The organism is Roseivirga ehrenbergii (genome assembly GCF_001593005.1).
GTDB classification, from domain to species: domain Bacteria; phylum Bacteroidota; class Bacteroidia; order Cytophagales; family Cyclobacteriaceae; genus Roseivirga; species Roseivirga ehrenbergii.
Window position 1 is genome coordinate 151,083 of sequence record NZ_LQZQ01000045.1, and the last position, 14,490, is coordinate 165,572.

At 39.0% G+C, this 14,490-nt stretch carries 15 protein-coding genes; 6 read left to right on the forward strand and 9 right to left on the reverse strand.

The window, feature by feature from the left end; genetic code table 11:
* Window positions 1–85: 85 nt before the first annotated feature.
* Window positions 86–2,923, reverse strand: a complete 2,838-nt coding sequence (locus tag MB14_RS10895; RefSeq protein ID WP_089082169.1) for a M16 family metallopeptidase — start codon at window positions 2,921–2,923, stop codon at window positions 86–88.
* A gap of 84 nt (window positions 2,924–3,007) precedes the next feature.
* A complete protein-coding gene (locus tag MB14_RS19230) occupies window positions 3,008–3,235 on the reverse strand; it encodes a PLDc N-terminal domain-containing protein (protein ID WP_062591565.1) in 228 nt (75 codons plus the stop codon).
* Window positions 3,236–3,476: 241 nt separating this feature from the next.
* Between MB14_RS19230 and MB14_RS10905 the strand changes: the two genes are divergently transcribed.
* Window positions 3,477–5,066 carry a hypothetical protein gene (locus tag MB14_RS10905; protein ID WP_062591566.1) on the forward strand — a complete coding sequence of 530 codons (1,590 nt, stop codon included), beginning with the start codon at window positions 3,477–3,479 and terminating at the stop codon, window positions 5,064–5,066.
* A gap of 186 nt (window positions 5,067–5,252) precedes the next feature.
* Here the strand turns inward: MB14_RS10905 and MB14_RS10910 are convergent, their stop codons facing one another.
* Both MB14_RS10910 and MB14_RS10915 read right to left on the reverse strand, forming a co-directional pair.
* Window positions 5,253–6,509 (reverse strand): anthranilate synthase component I family protein, encoded by a 1,257-nt coding sequence (locus MB14_RS10910; protein WP_062591567.1) that lies wholly within the window; start codon window positions 6,507–6,509, stop codon window positions 5,253–5,255.
* 88 nt (window positions 6,510–6,597) lie between these two features.
* Entirely contained in the window at window positions 6,598–7,338 is a 741-nt protein-coding gene (locus tag MB14_RS10915) for a YceI family protein (RefSeq protein WP_062591568.1), read from the reverse strand.
* A gap of 133 nt (window positions 7,339–7,471) precedes the next feature.
* Between MB14_RS10915 and MB14_RS10920 the strand changes: the two genes are divergently transcribed.
* The 5 genes from MB14_RS10920 (at window position 7,472) to MB14_RS10940 (ending at window position 10,761) form a co-directional block, all read left to right on the forward strand.
* A complete protein-coding gene (locus MB14_RS10920; RefSeq protein ID WP_062591569.1) occupies window positions 7,472–7,996 on the forward strand; it encodes a gamma carbonic anhydrase family protein in 525 nt (174 codons plus the stop codon).
* 49 nt (window positions 7,997–8,045) lie between these two features.
* Complete coding sequence (locus tag MB14_RS10925; RefSeq protein WP_062591570.1) at window positions 8,046–8,558, forward strand: DinB family protein; 513 nt, start codon at window positions 8,046–8,048, stop codon at window positions 8,556–8,558.
* On the forward strand, window positions 8,558–9,079 hold the full coding sequence (locus MB14_RS10930; protein ID WP_053224558.1) for an acyl-CoA thioesterase: 522 nt from the start codon (window positions 8,558–8,560) through the stop codon (window positions 9,077–9,079). The genes MB14_RS10925 and MB14_RS10930 overlap by 1 nt, the downstream gene beginning before the upstream one ends.
* Window positions 9,080–9,173: 94 nt before the next feature.
* Complete coding sequence (locus tag MB14_RS10935) at window positions 9,174–9,740, forward strand: hypothetical protein (RefSeq protein WP_062591571.1); 567 nt, start codon at window positions 9,174–9,176, stop codon at window positions 9,738–9,740.
* A gap of 118 nt (window positions 9,741–9,858) precedes the next feature.
* A complete protein-coding gene (locus tag MB14_RS10940; RefSeq protein WP_062591572.1) occupies window positions 9,859–10,761 on the forward strand; it encodes a histone deacetylase family protein in 903 nt (300 codons plus the stop codon).
* Between the two features lie 383 nt (window positions 10,762–11,144).
* Here the strand turns inward: MB14_RS10940 and MB14_RS10945 are convergent, their stop codons facing one another.
* The 5 genes from MB14_RS10945 to MB14_RS10965 all read right to left on the reverse strand — a co-directional run bounded on the left by MB14_RS10945 (window position 11,145) and on the right by MB14_RS10965 (window position 14,479).
* A complete protein-coding gene (locus MB14_RS10945; protein ID WP_221405484.1) occupies window positions 11,145–12,257 on the reverse strand; it encodes an FG-GAP repeat domain-containing protein in 1,113 nt (370 codons plus the stop codon).
* A 44-nt stretch (window positions 12,258–12,301) separates the two neighbouring features.
* Complete coding sequence (locus tag MB14_RS10950) at window positions 12,302–12,589, reverse strand: type II toxin-antitoxin system RelE/ParE family toxin (RefSeq protein ID WP_062591573.1); 288 nt, start codon at window positions 12,587–12,589, stop codon at window positions 12,302–12,304.
* A complete protein-coding gene (locus MB14_RS10955; protein WP_062591574.1) occupies window positions 12,582–12,821 on the reverse strand; it encodes a ribbon-helix-helix domain-containing protein in 240 nt (79 codons plus the stop codon). Before MB14_RS10955 ends, MB14_RS10950 begins: the two co-directional genes overlap by 8 nt.
* Before the next feature lie 107 nt (window positions 12,822–12,928).
* Window positions 12,929–14,128, reverse strand: coding sequence for a DUF4221 family protein (locus tag MB14_RS10960; protein ID WP_062591575.1), 1,200 nt, complete (start codon window positions 14,126–14,128; stop codon window positions 12,929–12,931).
* Between the two features lie 9 nt (window positions 14,129–14,137).
* A complete protein-coding gene (locus tag MB14_RS10965; protein WP_062591576.1) occupies window positions 14,138–14,479 on the reverse strand; it encodes a hypothetical protein in 342 nt (113 codons plus the stop codon).
* Window positions 14,480–14,490: the final 11 nt, after the last annotated feature.

The following is a 14,490-nucleotide window of genomic DNA, read 5'->3' on the forward strand; positions in this document are numbered from 1 at the left end:
CGTCATCAACAAACACTAAATTCGATCAACAAAAAAGCCCTGCGTTCTTACAAATACAGGGCTTTTTAGTGAGGTTAAACTCGGTTTATTTATTCTCTGGACCAGAAGTTTTGTTAATCAAAACAGGTTGGCCAAAGCCTAATTGCTCCATTTTCTTCAATTGGGTTTTAGCATCGCCTACCACCAACCAAATCATTTTGTCTGGATCGAGGTATTCTTTAGCCAAACGCTGAATCTCTTCTACAGTCATGTTTTTCACTATTTCCTGCTGCTGTTTTACATAGTCAGCACTCCAGCCGTACTCACTCATGTTTTCGAGCATATTTAGTTTAGCACCCGCGGTTTCAAAAGCCCTTGCTCCACTTTTAATCATAAAGCTTTTGGTGGTTTCAAGGTCTTTTTCAGTATAGGTTTCACCATAATTGGTCAGTATATCCTTTACCAATTGAGATGATTCATAACTAACATTGGTTCTTACTCCGCTAGAGATGGTAAAAGCGCCCCTGGTTTTACTTCCTGAAAAACCAGATCGGATGCCATAAGTATAGCCTTTATCTTCTCTTAACTCTTGAGTTAACCTAGAGGCAAAACCACCACCACCAAGAATGTAATTCATTACCGTAGCAGGGTAGTAATCTTCGTCTGTAACGGCTAAAGCTGGGTAACCAAAGTTTAGTACAGACTGTTTTGCGCCTGGAATATCAAAGAAGTAAAGAGTGGCTTCAGTTGGCCTTGCTGGTGGGTCGTAAGTTGGGATTTGCACCGCTTTAGCTTCCCACTTAGAATTCAAGTCGCGCAAAGAAGTCATTACACCAACTGTATTAATATCGCCTACAACATGCAATTTGGCCACGGAAGGAGAGATGTAACTATCGTAATACTTCTTCAAGTCTTCCATAGTGATCTCATTCACCGACTCTACAGTACCTAAAATATTCTGAGCTCTGATGTTTCCTTCGCCATAAATCAAGCGATTATAAGCGTTTTGAGCCACTGAATTAGGGCTGGCTTCTTGTTGTCTTATTCTGGAAATAACGGCTTGTTTGGCTAATTCAAATTCGCTGGCGTCCCACCTTGGTTCTAACAAAATCTCTTCCATTAAGTCCACTACCGCGTTATAGTTACGCTTTAATGTATTCACCGAGATATTGATGCTCTCCGTTGATGCTGATACTCTGATGGAAGCACCAAGTTGCTCAATGGCTTCTTCCAGCTGCCCCGTAGTTTTAGAGGCCGTGCCTTTCGTCATCATTTGTGCGGTAAGGTTGGCTACACCACCTTTGTTCGGGTCGTCCAATAATTGGCCACCATCGATCACCAAATTGAGTTGAATTAAAGGAACCTCTTTACTTTCAATTCCATACACCTTAAGTCCGTTTTCAAGTGATTCTTGCCATACTTCAGGAGTTTTTACTTCTGGTGCATTGCCACTTGGAGGCTCCTTAGATCGATCAAATGTAGAAGGCGTTTTTTCGTAGGTAGCTGCAATTTTAGGGTTGAAATCATCTTCGGCACCTTCAACGATTTTTTCTTCTACCACTTCAGCCATTTCAGAATTTTCTAGAGCTAAATCTTTTTGTCCTTTAGGTACAAAACTGGTAGCAATATAATTTTTGCCTTTGATGTATTTATTGTAGGCATTCATTACATCTTCAGTAGTTACAGCAAGAATATTCTCAATGTCTTTGCTGATAAAGCCCGGGTCGTTGGCGAAAATGTTGTATTGTGCCAATTGGAATCCCTTACCCAAAACACTAGAAAGGCTGTTATAAAAGCCTGTTTCCTGTCCTGCTTTAATTCTTTCTAAATCCTTTTGCGGAATGCCTTCTTTTTCAAACTTGGCGAAACCTTCTTCTATCGCTGTTAACACTTCGTCCAAATCCGTATCGGCAAAAGCCCTTACAGAAACTTGTAACTGACCTGCCAATTCAGAAGTACGATTAAACATGCTTACACCAGAGGTGAGTTTTTTATTTTCTACCAGTACCTGATAAAGTGGAGCCGATTTACCATTAGAGAGGTAGTTGCTTAATACGTCTAGCGCATAAGCGTCTGCACTGTATTGCTCCACTGTAGGCCAAGTTAAAGTAAGCGCAGGCACACGGGCAAAGTTATCTTCGTGATACAGTCTTTTGGTTACCGCTACTTTTCCCGGACGAGGAGAGAGCGGTTTCACTGGTTCACCCGTAGGAATTTCGTCAAAATATTTTTTTACCCAAGCTTTGGCTTGTTCAGGGTCAAAATCACCTGCAATGGTAAGCGTTACATTGTTCGGTACGTACCAACGGTTGAAAAAGTCTTTTACATCTTGCAGCGTAGCATTTTGCAAATCTTCTAACGAACCGATAACCTGCCAGTTATATGGGTGGTCTTCTGGGTAAAGATTTTTATCGATTACGTAAGAAGTATGGCCATAGGGTTGATTATCAACTCCTTGTCGTTTTTCGTTTTTAACTACTTCTTTTTCTTTGGCCAATACGGGTTCGGTTACGGTGTTGATAAACCAACCGAGTTTATCAGCCTCTGCCCAAATCATTTTTTCAAGCGCATCGTTGGGTACGGTTTGGTAATAATTGGTTCGGTCTCGACTGGTAGAACCGTTCGCGCCAGAGCCTCCAATTCGTGCACTCATTTTATCAAGTCCACCCTTGCCTAGGTTTTCAGACTCTAAAAATAACAGGTGTTCAAAAAGGTGGGCAAAACCAGTTCTTCCCTCCACTTCCCTTGCAGAACCCACATGGGCAGTAAGGGCTACCGCTACAACAGGGTCAGATTTATCTACATGAAGAATGACCTGAAGGCCATTGTCGAGGGTGAATTTTTCATAATCGACTTTAAAATCGACTTTCGGCACTTCGCTTTTTTGGGTACAAGCAAAGGCTGATAAGAGTAATACAGCTACTAGGGTTATTTTTTTCAACATAGTTGTTAAATTATTTAGTACCGATAGTTAACTAAATAATCTGCTCAAAGCAATTTTGAGTACTATGTATGGTGTAAAATATACCTAATTAAATTTCGGTTGAAATTGTCTTGGACGCCTTTCAGTATAGCCCTTCTTTAATTGAAAATAAAGAATTGAACCCATCACAGGGGAGAAAAGAATAATCAAAAGCCATATTAAATTGGCTCTGCCCGACTTAAACCTTGATTTAGACAAGTCCACCAATGCCCAAGCCCATAATACTATAGCAAGCAAAATTACTGCGGGAACTAATATGTCAGTGATTTCCATAGAAGCAATTTAACTATTTATGATTGTAGAGCAAGTGTGTTTAGGAGGATTGCCTAAATATTTATTTTACGAATACCTCTTTTGAGGTACATCGCAAGGTTTGTTATGTACTATATTTGGAAACATGAAACGGCTATTTGTTGAACTATTGTATTGATTGAATTAAACCATCATTTATAAAAGTTTTGACGACTGACTGGTTTCTATTTTTAGAATATTTAATCAACTCAACCAAATTACTATGAAACGATTTACGCTTGGTAGCGCAATGCTTATTGTATTGACTACCTGTTTTTTATCTTGTAAGCCTACAAAAGAAGAGGCCACGCCAATTCCAGAATATGTTGTAAATGTTACTCAGGTAACACAACAGAATGCCCCAGCACTACAATCTTATGCCCATGGTGTAAATGGAACAGATTGGCTGCTTTTTGCAGGTAGAACTAACCGAATTAATGATGATGGTGGACTACATGACTTGAATGCCAATTACACAAATACTTCTTTCTTACCGCTTTCTTATAATGACGACATCTTCGTTTACAATGTGGACAAGGATGAAGTTTCAGCTTTATCTTTTAATGAAATGGTGAGTGAAATCAGCAGTTTTACACCTGCTAGTGGTTCAACCGATGCCGCTGCAATTAGTGCATTGCTCCCTCAAATTGCTTCGGCTTTAAAAGCTAATGGAACTGTATTTAGAGCTACCAATCCATTGGTGATGCAAGAAGGAGAATATATGTATGTAGTAGGAGGGTATGGTACTCCTTTAGATCAAACGGACAATGGTAATGCTTATATTACTTTTGATCAGGTGGCCAAAATTAATGTGCCTTCTATGATTAATGTGATCAAAGGAGACTTGAAATCGTTGACTTTGGCAGACTGGAAAAGCTTAGTTTCTTTCGGAAAGGATAGTAAGCTAGTAAGTACCGGAGGTGAGTTGTTTAAAATAGGCTCCACTTTCTATTTGGCTGGTGGACATAACTTTACGGCCAACAGTCAGCAATATGTAGATGCTGTTTATCCTTTTACAATGTCCGTTTCAGCAAGTAATCCTTTGGCCTTAGATATTACTGTTAATGCTCCCATTACAGATGTGCCTACCACCATAGGAACTCCAGCGGCAGATGCTACTTCAAAATTTAGAAGAAGAGATGGCCCAATTGTTTCGGCCTTGTATATGGATTCTAATAAGAATCTCACTGAAGGTTTAGCCTTTTATGGAGGCGTTTTTCAACCTGATAGCGTGGTGATTGTAAATAAAGATACCACTAGCTATTTACGTGCATGGAATACTGCCATTTACGTAACTCCTAGTTTGTCAGCTAAATACACAATTGATTCAGATTATAATCAGAAGAATTTCAATGTATATGCTTGTGCTGATTTCGAACTTTACGATGCTGTTTCGGGAACAGTAAGCACGTTTTTAATGGGCGGAATTGGTGATGGAACCTACCAAGGTCCGAACACCCTTTCTCCTTTTACCAATAGTCTTACTCAAGTGCGTTATGATTTGAACACTGGAAAGAGCTCGCCAAAAGTAATTGACCAGAATATTTTTGGAAGTAGTTCATTTTACGGTGCCGAAACAGAATTCATCTTTAACAGCAATCAGCCTATTTCATTTATGACGGTGAATGGTGACGCGACTGAAGTGATTGACGCAGATAAGACTTTCCAAGAAGGGCAAGGCTTTGATTTGGGCTTTATCTACGGAGGTATTGAGGCTTTTGAGAATACTCCAGGTACTTTTGGGAGAGGGAAATCCGCTGCTTCGAATAAAATTTGGAAGGTAACGGTGACTAAGAATACTGTAAACAATTAGAATTTTCATCTTAGTTTATAACCCTCCAAAAGTTAAGAATACAACCTCTGCTTGTGCCCTTTTATCAGATAAAAAATGGGTAATAACTTTTGGAGGGTTGACTAAGGTTGTTTAATTCTGAGAGTATATAACAGAGATTTTTCTGCCATATTGAAGGGCCTTTGAGAGCAATCTCAAGGGCTTTTTTTATGCGCCATGTTGAATAAGGGAAATTATGGCTTTGGCTTTTACCATACATTCTTCATACTCTTTTTCGGGTATAGAATCGTAGGTAATGGCACTTCCTGCTTGAAAGGAATAGGTCTTTGAAGCACTGTTTAAAAATAGGCTGCGGATCAATACATTAAAATCGAAATCGCCATTGGGGCTGATATAACCCGCGGCTCCAGAGAAAGCTCCACGCTTAGTACTTTCATATTGTTCAATAAGCTCCATTACTTTTACCTTTGGTGCACCCGTCATGCTGCCCATAGGAAAAGCACTTTTGATGACTTCAAAAGCACTCACATCTTCACGCTTTTCTGAAACAATGGTGGAAATCATTTGATGCACCTGCTGGAAAGAATAGATGCCGAAAATCTCTTCTACTTTAACGCTTCCTATTTTAGACGAACGTGCCAAATCATTTCGGACCAAATCCACAATCATCATGTTTTCGGCCAATTCCTTTTCGTCTGATCGAAGCTCTTTTTTTAGTGCCTCGTCCTCAACTTTAGACTTTCCTCTAGGACGCGTGCCTTTAATCGGTTGTGAAATGATTTTATCACCTTCTTTCTTCATAAACCTTTCTGGCGAAGCCGAAAGAATATAGTGGTCGTTATGTTTTTGAAAAGAAGAAAAGGGGCTAGGGGAAAGTTTATTAAGGTCTGAATAAAGTTGAATTGGGTTAGTGCATTCTATTTCACCATGAAACTCCTGACAGAAGTTGATTTCATAGCAATCGCCTTCTTCAATATGTTGGCGTAGCTTTTCAATAATGTCCAAATAAGCTGCTTTCGTAATGCTGGCTTTTGGTACTGTCAGTTTACTTTGTGGTAAATTGATTTCCGTATTTTCAATTTGCCCTAAAACATCTTCTTCCGACCGGATTTCAACTTCGTTTCCCTTAAATAACAACAGGTGTTGAGCTTCAAAAAATGAGATTTCAGGAAATTGAACATGATCGGAATTACTACTCGATAGGTTTTCGGTATCATTTTTTAGGTCGTAGCCCAAATAGCCAAACAGCCATTTGTTTTGGTGGAATGCGGAAAGCGCCTCAAAACGGTCGTTTTCATTGGGTTTAAAAATGCGCTTTGCTCCAACAGCCAATATTTCATTAAAACCTTGATAAGGGTAAGGAATTCCGTTGGATTGGAAATAGGCACAATGCGAAAAATTATTCGCCCAGTGCAGCGCCTTTTCTAGGAATTGCGGCTTGTTATTAATGGAGGTTGTTTTCAATGCGTTTTACTAAAGCGATGCAAAGTTAGTAAAGCAATGTGCATAAAAAAGGGAGCCAAAAGCTCCCTCATTATTCTGTTTCAATTTTTTAAAGCGCTGGCTTAGGTGCTGTTTCAATTTCAAAACCAACATTAACTGTGTTGTAAATGAAGTCGTCTTTCAATTTTTCAGCAAGAGAAGCTCTTTCTTTGAATGTTAAACCCCATTCGGTTCTGTCGATATTGAAATTAGCTTTGGCTTTCACCATTCCATTTTCCATAGTTACGGTAGCAGGAAAAGAGATGTTTTTTGTAGTGCCACGCATGGTCAAGTTTCCTGAAATGATGTGAGTAGGGTTTTCTACCATAATGTCACCCATTGATGCAGGAGTATTATCAGTTTTAGGCTCATCTAGGTCAGAAGTAACTTTAGAGGCATCAAACTTTTCTGCACCAGTCATTTCGAATGTTGCAGTTGGGTGGTTTTCAGCATCAAAAAAGTCAGCAGACATTAAATGTCCCTTCAATTTACCATTGTACTCAGAATCGGCTGGTAAATCCAACACTACTAAGTTGGTGATGTCCATTTGGAAATTAGCGGCTACAATTTCCGTTCCTTCCACCTTAACTTCACCTTCGCTAATTGGAATAGTGCCATTGTGTTTTCCAGCAGGCTTACTTCCAATCCATGTGATCATACTGTTTTCAGTATTGATGGCCAATGTAGTTGCGTTTTCGGCAGAAGCTACAGCTTTGGCATCAGATGTTTCAACTGTTTTTTCCTTCGGTCCACAAGCTGCTACAAGTAGAACAGCGGCTAGAATTGACAAAGTCGATTTCAAAGTTTTCATTTAGTTAAATTAATTATTGTTAATTGCTTTTCAAGATGTAATAGGTAATCGATTTACTACCCATTTTGTTTATCGAATGCAAAACTACATAAGGAAGGTATAAGTTCAATGTATGTACATATAATTTTATTCAATGGCAGTAATTAAGGCAATAAAGGGCGTACAGCCTGTTTTTGGTGAGAAATGTTTTTTGGCAGACAATGCCACGGTAGTGGGCGATGTGCACATGGGCGATAATTGCAGTGTGTGGTTCAATGCGGTAGTGAGAGGAGATGTTTGTCATATTGAAATCGGAGATAATTGCAATATTCAAGATGGAGCGGTGATTCATGGCACTTTAAATATGTCGAAAACCGTGTTGGGTAAAAATGTGAGTATTGGCCATAATGCCATTGTGCATGGCTGTATTGTGGAAGACAACGTGTTAATCGGAATGGGCGCCATCGTAATGGACAATGCTGTAATTGGCACAGGTTCTATGGTTGCGGCTGGGGCAGTAGTGTTGGCCAATACCGTAATTGAACCCAACTCACTTTATGCAGGAACACCCGCCAAAAAGATCAAAGAAATAGATGAACGACTAAGGATGGTAATCGATAAAACGCCTGAAAACTACATTATGTACAGTGGTTGGATCGAAGACCTTCCAAACCCATGATCATTCATTTATTCTTGTGCCTTTTTCAAAAAATAAATTACCTTGAAGTATGATTTCTCTACCTTCAAAGGGTGAATACGACCCTTTTTATCAGACCTACATTAGCCAACTAGAAGGCCAAAATGTTTTAGATCGCATTAGCGTACAGAAAAGCGAAGTAACCGAATTATTTAACTCTATTTCTGAAGAGAAATCGAATACGACTTATGCTGAAGGAAAGTGGACGGTTAAAGAAGTGCTGAACCATATTAATGATGTGGAGCGCATTTTTACTTACCGTGCTTTGGCCATTGCCAGGGGTGACAAACAAGCACTTCCGGGCATGGATCAGGATACATACCAAGCCGCGGCAGCTAACCCATCACGTCCGTTAACCAGCTATTTGGCCGAGTTTGAGGCCATTCGGGCGGCTTCCATTTTGTTATTTGAAAACCTTAAGGAAGAGGAAACTATGGCGGAAGGAATTGCCAGTGGCAATAAAGTAACGGTTAGGGCGCTTGCCGCCATGACAGTAGGGCATGCAGCTCATCATATTCAAATCATCAAAGAAAGGTATTTATAATGTTTATCATCGATCCCAATTTCAATTATCCTAAAGAGACAGAATCTAGAGTATTGATCCGTTTTCAGGATTGCGACCCGCTTCGTCATCTGAATAATGCCAAATACTTTGATTATTTTTTCAACGCCAGAGAAGATCAAGTTCCGAAAATTTATGGGGTTGAAATGCGGGAAATCATCAAATCATTCGATGCCGTTTGGGTAGTGTATAATCATCATATTGCCTACCTAAAACCGGCAAATATGGCCGAATGGGTTAGAATAGTGAGTAGAGTGATTTGGTATAACAAAAACACTTTGGTTGTGGAGTACTGTATGTACGATGACTCTAAGAGTTATTTGAAAACATTGATGTGGACTACCTTTAAGTATGTAGGTATGAACACCAGTAGAACGGTAGAACATTCAGAAGAAGTAGAGGCTTATTTAAAGGCAATATTGTACCCTGGTGTGGATTATCATTCTGGCAAATTTGATGAACGCGTTTATCAAGTTAAGAATGAGACACGCTCAATCTTTTGATTTCTCAAAATAGAAGATTATCTTATTAAAGATTCGGACTGGCTATTATCTTGCCACCTTAAAATAGAACTGTTAATTTATTAGTACCGTAGCCATGGAAAATCAAGGGTTTGATCCAAAGGAAATCGAAAAGTTTAAGGCCAAAATAAAGGCCACAGGAAATTCATATGTTGTAATCGAGTCGGAAGATAATTCTGATGATTATATGAACTTCAATTTTGTAGGCGACTATGACGGTAAAGAAGTTGTGTATGATGTAGCCTTATATACTTTAAAGATTCAACATGCCAGTGAAATTTATGAGTTGGCTGAACATGAAGCGGCAAAGAAATTCCCTGAGTACAAAGCCATAGCTTATGAAGAAGACGAAAATGGAGATATCGCTCCATTGGGTGATTTGGAAGAAGAAATTGGGCTATACATGGCCGAAGTAATGGAAGAACTAGAAGAGGAAGATGCTGTTAAGGTTCAGGAGCACGTAGATATTGACGAAAATATCGACTTTGGTGTAGGTTTAGATGTAGGCTTGAATGTAGAGAAAATCACACATGAAGTGATTGAGAAATTCATTAAAGACTTCACTAACGATACCTTGGAACTTGACCCAACCTACTTCTCTTTCCAAATGGATAATGAGGACGATGAAGATGACGAAGAATAAGAATTGATTCTTTACTAATCATAGAAAATCCCTAACAGTCGCTTGGTAGACTTTTAGGGATTTTCCTTTTTATCAGCTTTGCAACAAACAATTTAGTTCGGTTTTTACTTTTTGCGGTATGTTAAAAATAGCCTGGAAAGATATTTACGCACACGTTTTACCAGCGAATCATCGCTTTCCGATGGAAAAGTATACGCTGCTACCCGAACAGCTTTTGTATGAAGGAACCATTTCCGAAAGCAATTTTTTCACCCCTGAGTTATTGAGTGAAGCGGCCATCGTAAGAACACATAATGCAGACTATTGGGAAAAGCTTAAGAACCTTTCCTTATCCAGAAAAGAAGAACGTAAAACAGGTTTTCCACTTTCTGCAGCTTTGGTGGAAAGGGAACGTGTAATTATGCATGGTTCGGTAATGGCAGCGCGCTTTGCTGTAGAAAATGGAATTGCGATGAATATGGCAGGAGGCACACACCATTCGTTTACCGACAGGGGAGAGGGCTTTTGTTTACTGAATGATATTGCCATTGCTGCCCATGATTTGCTAGATAATGGATTGGCTAAGCAGATTTTAGTAGTGGATTTGGATGTGCATCAAGGTAATGGAACCGCCCAGATATTTGAGAACGAACCAAAGATTTTTACCTTCAGTATGCACGGGGCTGCCAATTATCCACTGCACAAAGAAAAATCCGATTTGGATGTTGGGCTTAAAGATGGAACGGATGATAATACTTATTTGAGCTTATTAGATGCCAACCTAAAAGCCTTAATGGATACGGTTCAGCCTGATTTCGTTTTCTTTCAGTCGGGAGTAGATGTATTGGCGACCGACAAGCTAGGACGTTTGGGAATGACCCTTCAAGGCTGCAAGCAGCGCGATAGGATTGTGCTAGAAACTTGCAAACAAAACGATATTCCGATTATGGCTTGCATGGGCGGTGGCTATTCCGAAAAAGTAGCCCATATTGTTGAAGCTCACGCCAATACCTTTCGCTTGGCTCAAGAGATTTTTTTCTAGGTAAAAGCAGTAGCCCATTTTCAGCATAACGCTCATTTTTTTCGTCATTGCGAGAAATGAAACCTGTGTTAATAAGGTTTCATGACGCGGCAATCCGTTTACTTTAAGTTCCTTGTAATAGTCTTCACTTACAAGCTCCCTATGAGTAACTTATTGGCATACTCCTTTTCATCCTGAGTGGCACCGCGTTCGCAGGAATTTTAGCGGATGAGAATCAAAGGAACGGAAATAGTCAAACCTCAAACAGATTGCCGCGTCACAGCCTTTCGCTACCGCGAAGTCTGCTTCTCGCAATGACGCTCCGAATTAACTACAGACTTAAAATAACCAGGATGTCTAACAGTCTAAATTTTGATTAGATAGCAAATCAACCAGGTATTCTCTTACTTCTTTTTGGTATTTCTGTAGAAGTAATTAATGCCGTCAGAATTGCTTTCAATAATGTCCAATCTTTTGTCATTATTTAAGTCGGCTAGAATGATGTCATAAGTAGATTGCTTTTCATCTCTGAGCATAATTTCCTTCCACGAAGTCCCATTGTCGAAATTGAGGAAGACTTTGTTGGCTTCTCCTGAATTTGCTACCACAATATCGATACTTCCATTTCCATCGATATCGCCAAAATCTAAAGAATAAGAGTTTCCATTGGAGTTGTCAAAGGCTACTTTTCTGCTGAAATCCATTTTCCCATTACCAAAGTAAATCACATTAGCTTCTCCAATGTTGGCGGTAATAATGTCCAAGTGTCCGTCATTGTCAATATCAATTACCCCCACCGATCTGGTTTCGTCTTCTCCACTTCCAAAAGGGATTTTCTCAGAAAAATTGAGCTTTCCATCATTTAAATAGACAAAGTTTTGCTGCCCGTCTCTATTGGCTAAAATCAAATCTTTATGTCCATCCTTATTGATGTCGACTACATCTACATCAATAGTCGAGTCATCGTTTGAACCAAATGTGAGTGTTTGGGTAAAAACTCCTTTGCCATTGTTCAGGCATATTTCATTTACTTTCCCTCTGTTCGTGATCAGAATATCAATGTCGCCATCCGAATCAATATCAGTTGTTCTTAAGTTTCGGGTGGGTGCATATAAATCACCAAAATGACCCAGTTTTGAAAAGTTTCCAACTCCATCATTCAGGTAAATGGTGTTTGGCGCCATGTCATTGCCCACTGCTATATCTAAATCTCCATCCCCATCAAAATCAGCCAATTCTGTGGCGTAACTGGTCTCTTCGATATTGTCAAGTAATCTTGATACCGTGAATATTCCAAACCCGTTGTTAAAGAATACCTTATTGGCTTGCGGCCAATGCCTGCCGTTGGCCACTACTAAATCTACATCACCATCGTTGTCTACATCGCCAGCACTTATTGAGGCAGACCTGTCCTTGTCGATGCCTAAAACCAACCTAGAACTTGTGACAAAGTCGACCTCTTGTGCAATCAATAAAGATGGCATTAATAGACAAAAAAGGGATATTAATTTCTTCATGGTCGGTTTAGGTTATTCTTTGATGTATGGGCAGTGACCCTAGATTAAAGAGTATTGTCAAAATCTTGTCTTCCAATAATAGTCATGATTTCTACCACGCCATTATTTACTCTGAAGTAAATACTATCCGAACTACAAACGCATAGTCTGTAACCTGGTCTTATAAAATCAACTGATTCAAAATAAAGTGGACGTTCGGTTATCATATCAAAATATTTGAAGAATGTATCGAAGTATTTATCAGCTTGGCTAATACCAAACCTATTTACACCATATTGATGAATTCTAATCAAATCCACTTTAGCTATATTACTTAACTTGTAATTAGCCATTAAGTAATGACTTTGATTCGGCTAGTATCTGGGCTTTATTATCATTTGTGAATCCGCTTTTTTCAGCATTTTCCAATTTTGTAGCAATCCAATCAATTTGCTTTTGTTGCTTTCTGGCCTGTCTAATCAAATCGTTTACAAGTTCACTTTTGCTAGCATACTCTTTACTATCCACTTGGGATTTCAACCATTCATCATTGGGCTCTGTAAGTGAAATACTTTGTCTTGCCATAAGGATTATTTTTGATTCGAATTTACATCAAGTTTGCACCAATGGCAATTGTGTTATAGTTGCAAATAGAAGTAGATAAGCTCGCTTTATAACTATAAGTAACAAAGCTAAAGTTTACTCACCTTAAGAACTTTATACACTTTTTCGCTTTCTGAGTTTGCTTCTTTTAAAGAAAAATGGATGCCTTCTTCGGTTACAAAAGCATTGTTTAAAGCCACTTGATCTATTAATTCTTCGGGTAATTTGATGACCCCAGATTTTTTGGTTTTGGTATCAAAAACGATCAATGACGCCCCAAATACTTTTGGTTCTTCTTTATTGGTTTCTGGGTTAACTCTAGGTTTGGTGCCATGTACCAATACCCTGTAAATCATCTGTTTGTCCGGACTAGTATGCAAATTTCCTACAAAATGAGGCGGCTGAGTAGGGTTGGGGCCAATAGAAACACTATTTTCCGTTCTGGTAACAATGGATAACATAAAAAAACCATCGAGGTCTGTGGATTTAATTTCTGGGTCTCCGGCAAAGTAGGTTTCTTTAAACTCGCTATTTTCAAAATAGTAAAGGCTGTCGCTTATTTGAGATGTTCCATATAGGTTTTGATCGTCTCCGGCAAAAAGAAAGCCTAGCGAGGTAATGCCTCCAGTTTTCGCCATTTCTCTAGTTCGCTCAGCTTTTTCTTCAAAGTCGGGAATAATGGTTCTTTCATCTAAGTAATACTTGTCAACTTCCCCTTTCTCGAAGTCATAATTGGCCCTTAACCAGCTGGTGTCTCCTTCGGCAGTAACAAACGAAGTATTCGATGTGTAGAGCTTTCCATCTTTAAAAGTTGTACTAGCGTCCAAAGAAAGTCTGGAGTCACTAAATGAGAAATTTTCATGAGATTTAACTCTTTTGAGCACTTCGCCTTCTTTGTTGATTTTATAATAAAACTGCATAGTGTTGACAAAAATATTGTCAAAATCATGCACCCAATATTCAAAGAAACCATAAGGATAGATGACTTCGTTGGGGCCATCTTCGGCAAGTTTGATTTTGTGGGCGATTTCACCTGTTTTATAATTGTAAAAATAGATGTGTCGATTAGGCCGATTGAAAAAGCTGTAATAGCCCACGCCATCTACAACAACATATTTGGCATAAATTCCATCAACAGAAGTTTCGTCATCCAGCATAAAGACTTTGTCTTCTAGCTGGGTAAGTTCGTAACTTACATTTTCTGCCTCTGATTCCTTATTTGAGGAAGTGCCACAAGCGGATAAGGTAAATAATAATGCAAATAGGAGTGTTTTGACCGAGTTTTTCATAAGTAGATTTTAACCTTCAGTTAATTCGTTTTCTTCTTTTTCGTCTGGTGAAAAGCGAGCGATTAACATTGGACTTAAGATACAGGCAATTCCAATCACAGTCAAAAAAGTATTTTTTTCAATGAAATTCATAACCACTAAGTAGATGCCGCAGGCTATAAATATGCCTTTCAGCCATTTGTTTGTCCATGCTAATCCAGCAATAAAATAGGCGATACCTAGTAGGCAGAACATGCTGGTATTGAGGATTTGATTTATCTGATCACTGAAATTTAGAAACCAATTCAATACTTTTCCAATCAATACCGTGAACAGCGCTACTTTAAAAATGATAAAGGCTAAATTTTTCACACTTTAAAATA

Bases quoted from the DNA above. Each gene is read 5' to 3' on its own strand.
- MB14_RS10930 (WP_053224558.1), top strand. From the start codon at position 8,558: ATGTTTATCATCGATCCCAATTTCAATTATCCTAAAGAGACAGAATCT.
- MB14_RS19230 (WP_062591565.1), bottom strand. From the start codon at position 3,235: ATGGAAATCACTGACATATTAGTTCCCGCAGTAATTTTGCTTGCTATA.
- MB14_RS10955 (WP_062591574.1), bottom strand. From the start codon at position 12,821: ATGGCAAGACAAAGTATTTCACTTACAGAGCCCAATGATGAATGGTTG.
- MB14_RS10895 (WP_089082169.1), bottom strand. From the start codon at position 2,923: ATGTTGAAAAAAATAACCCTAGTAGCTGTATTACTCTTATCAGCCTTT.
- MB14_RS10905 (WP_062591566.1), top strand. From the start codon at position 3,477: ATGAAACGATTTACGCTTGGTAGCGCAATGCTTATTGTATTGACTACC.
- MB14_RS10945 (WP_221405484.1), bottom strand. From the start codon at position 12,257: ATGAAGAAATTAATATCCCTTTTTTGTCTATTAATGCCATCTTTATTG.
- MB14_RS10915 (WP_062591568.1), bottom strand. From the start codon at position 7,338: ATGAAAACTTTGAAATCGACTTTGTCAATTCTAGCCGCTGTTCTACTT.
- MB14_RS10925 (WP_062591570.1), top strand. From the start codon at position 8,046: ATGATTTCTCTACCTTCAAAGGGTGAATACGACCCTTTTTATCAGACC.
- MB14_RS10960 (WP_062591575.1), bottom strand. From the start codon at position 14,128: ATGAAAAACTCGGTCAAAACACTCCTATTTGCATTATTATTTACCTTA.
- MB14_RS10940 (WP_062591572.1), top strand. From the start codon at position 9,859: ATGTTAAAAATAGCCTGGAAAGATATTTACGCACACGTTTTACCAGCG.
- MB14_RS10920 (WP_062591569.1), top strand. From the start codon at position 7,472: ATGGCAGTAATTAAGGCAATAAAGGGCGTACAGCCTGTTTTTGGTGAG.
- MB14_RS10950 (WP_062591573.1), bottom strand. From the start codon at position 12,589: ATGGCTAATTACAAGTTAAGTAATATAGCTAAAGTGGATTTGATTAGA.
- MB14_RS10935 (WP_062591571.1), top strand. From the start codon at position 9,174: ATGGAAAATCAAGGGTTTGATCCAAAGGAAATCGAAAAGTTTAAGGCC.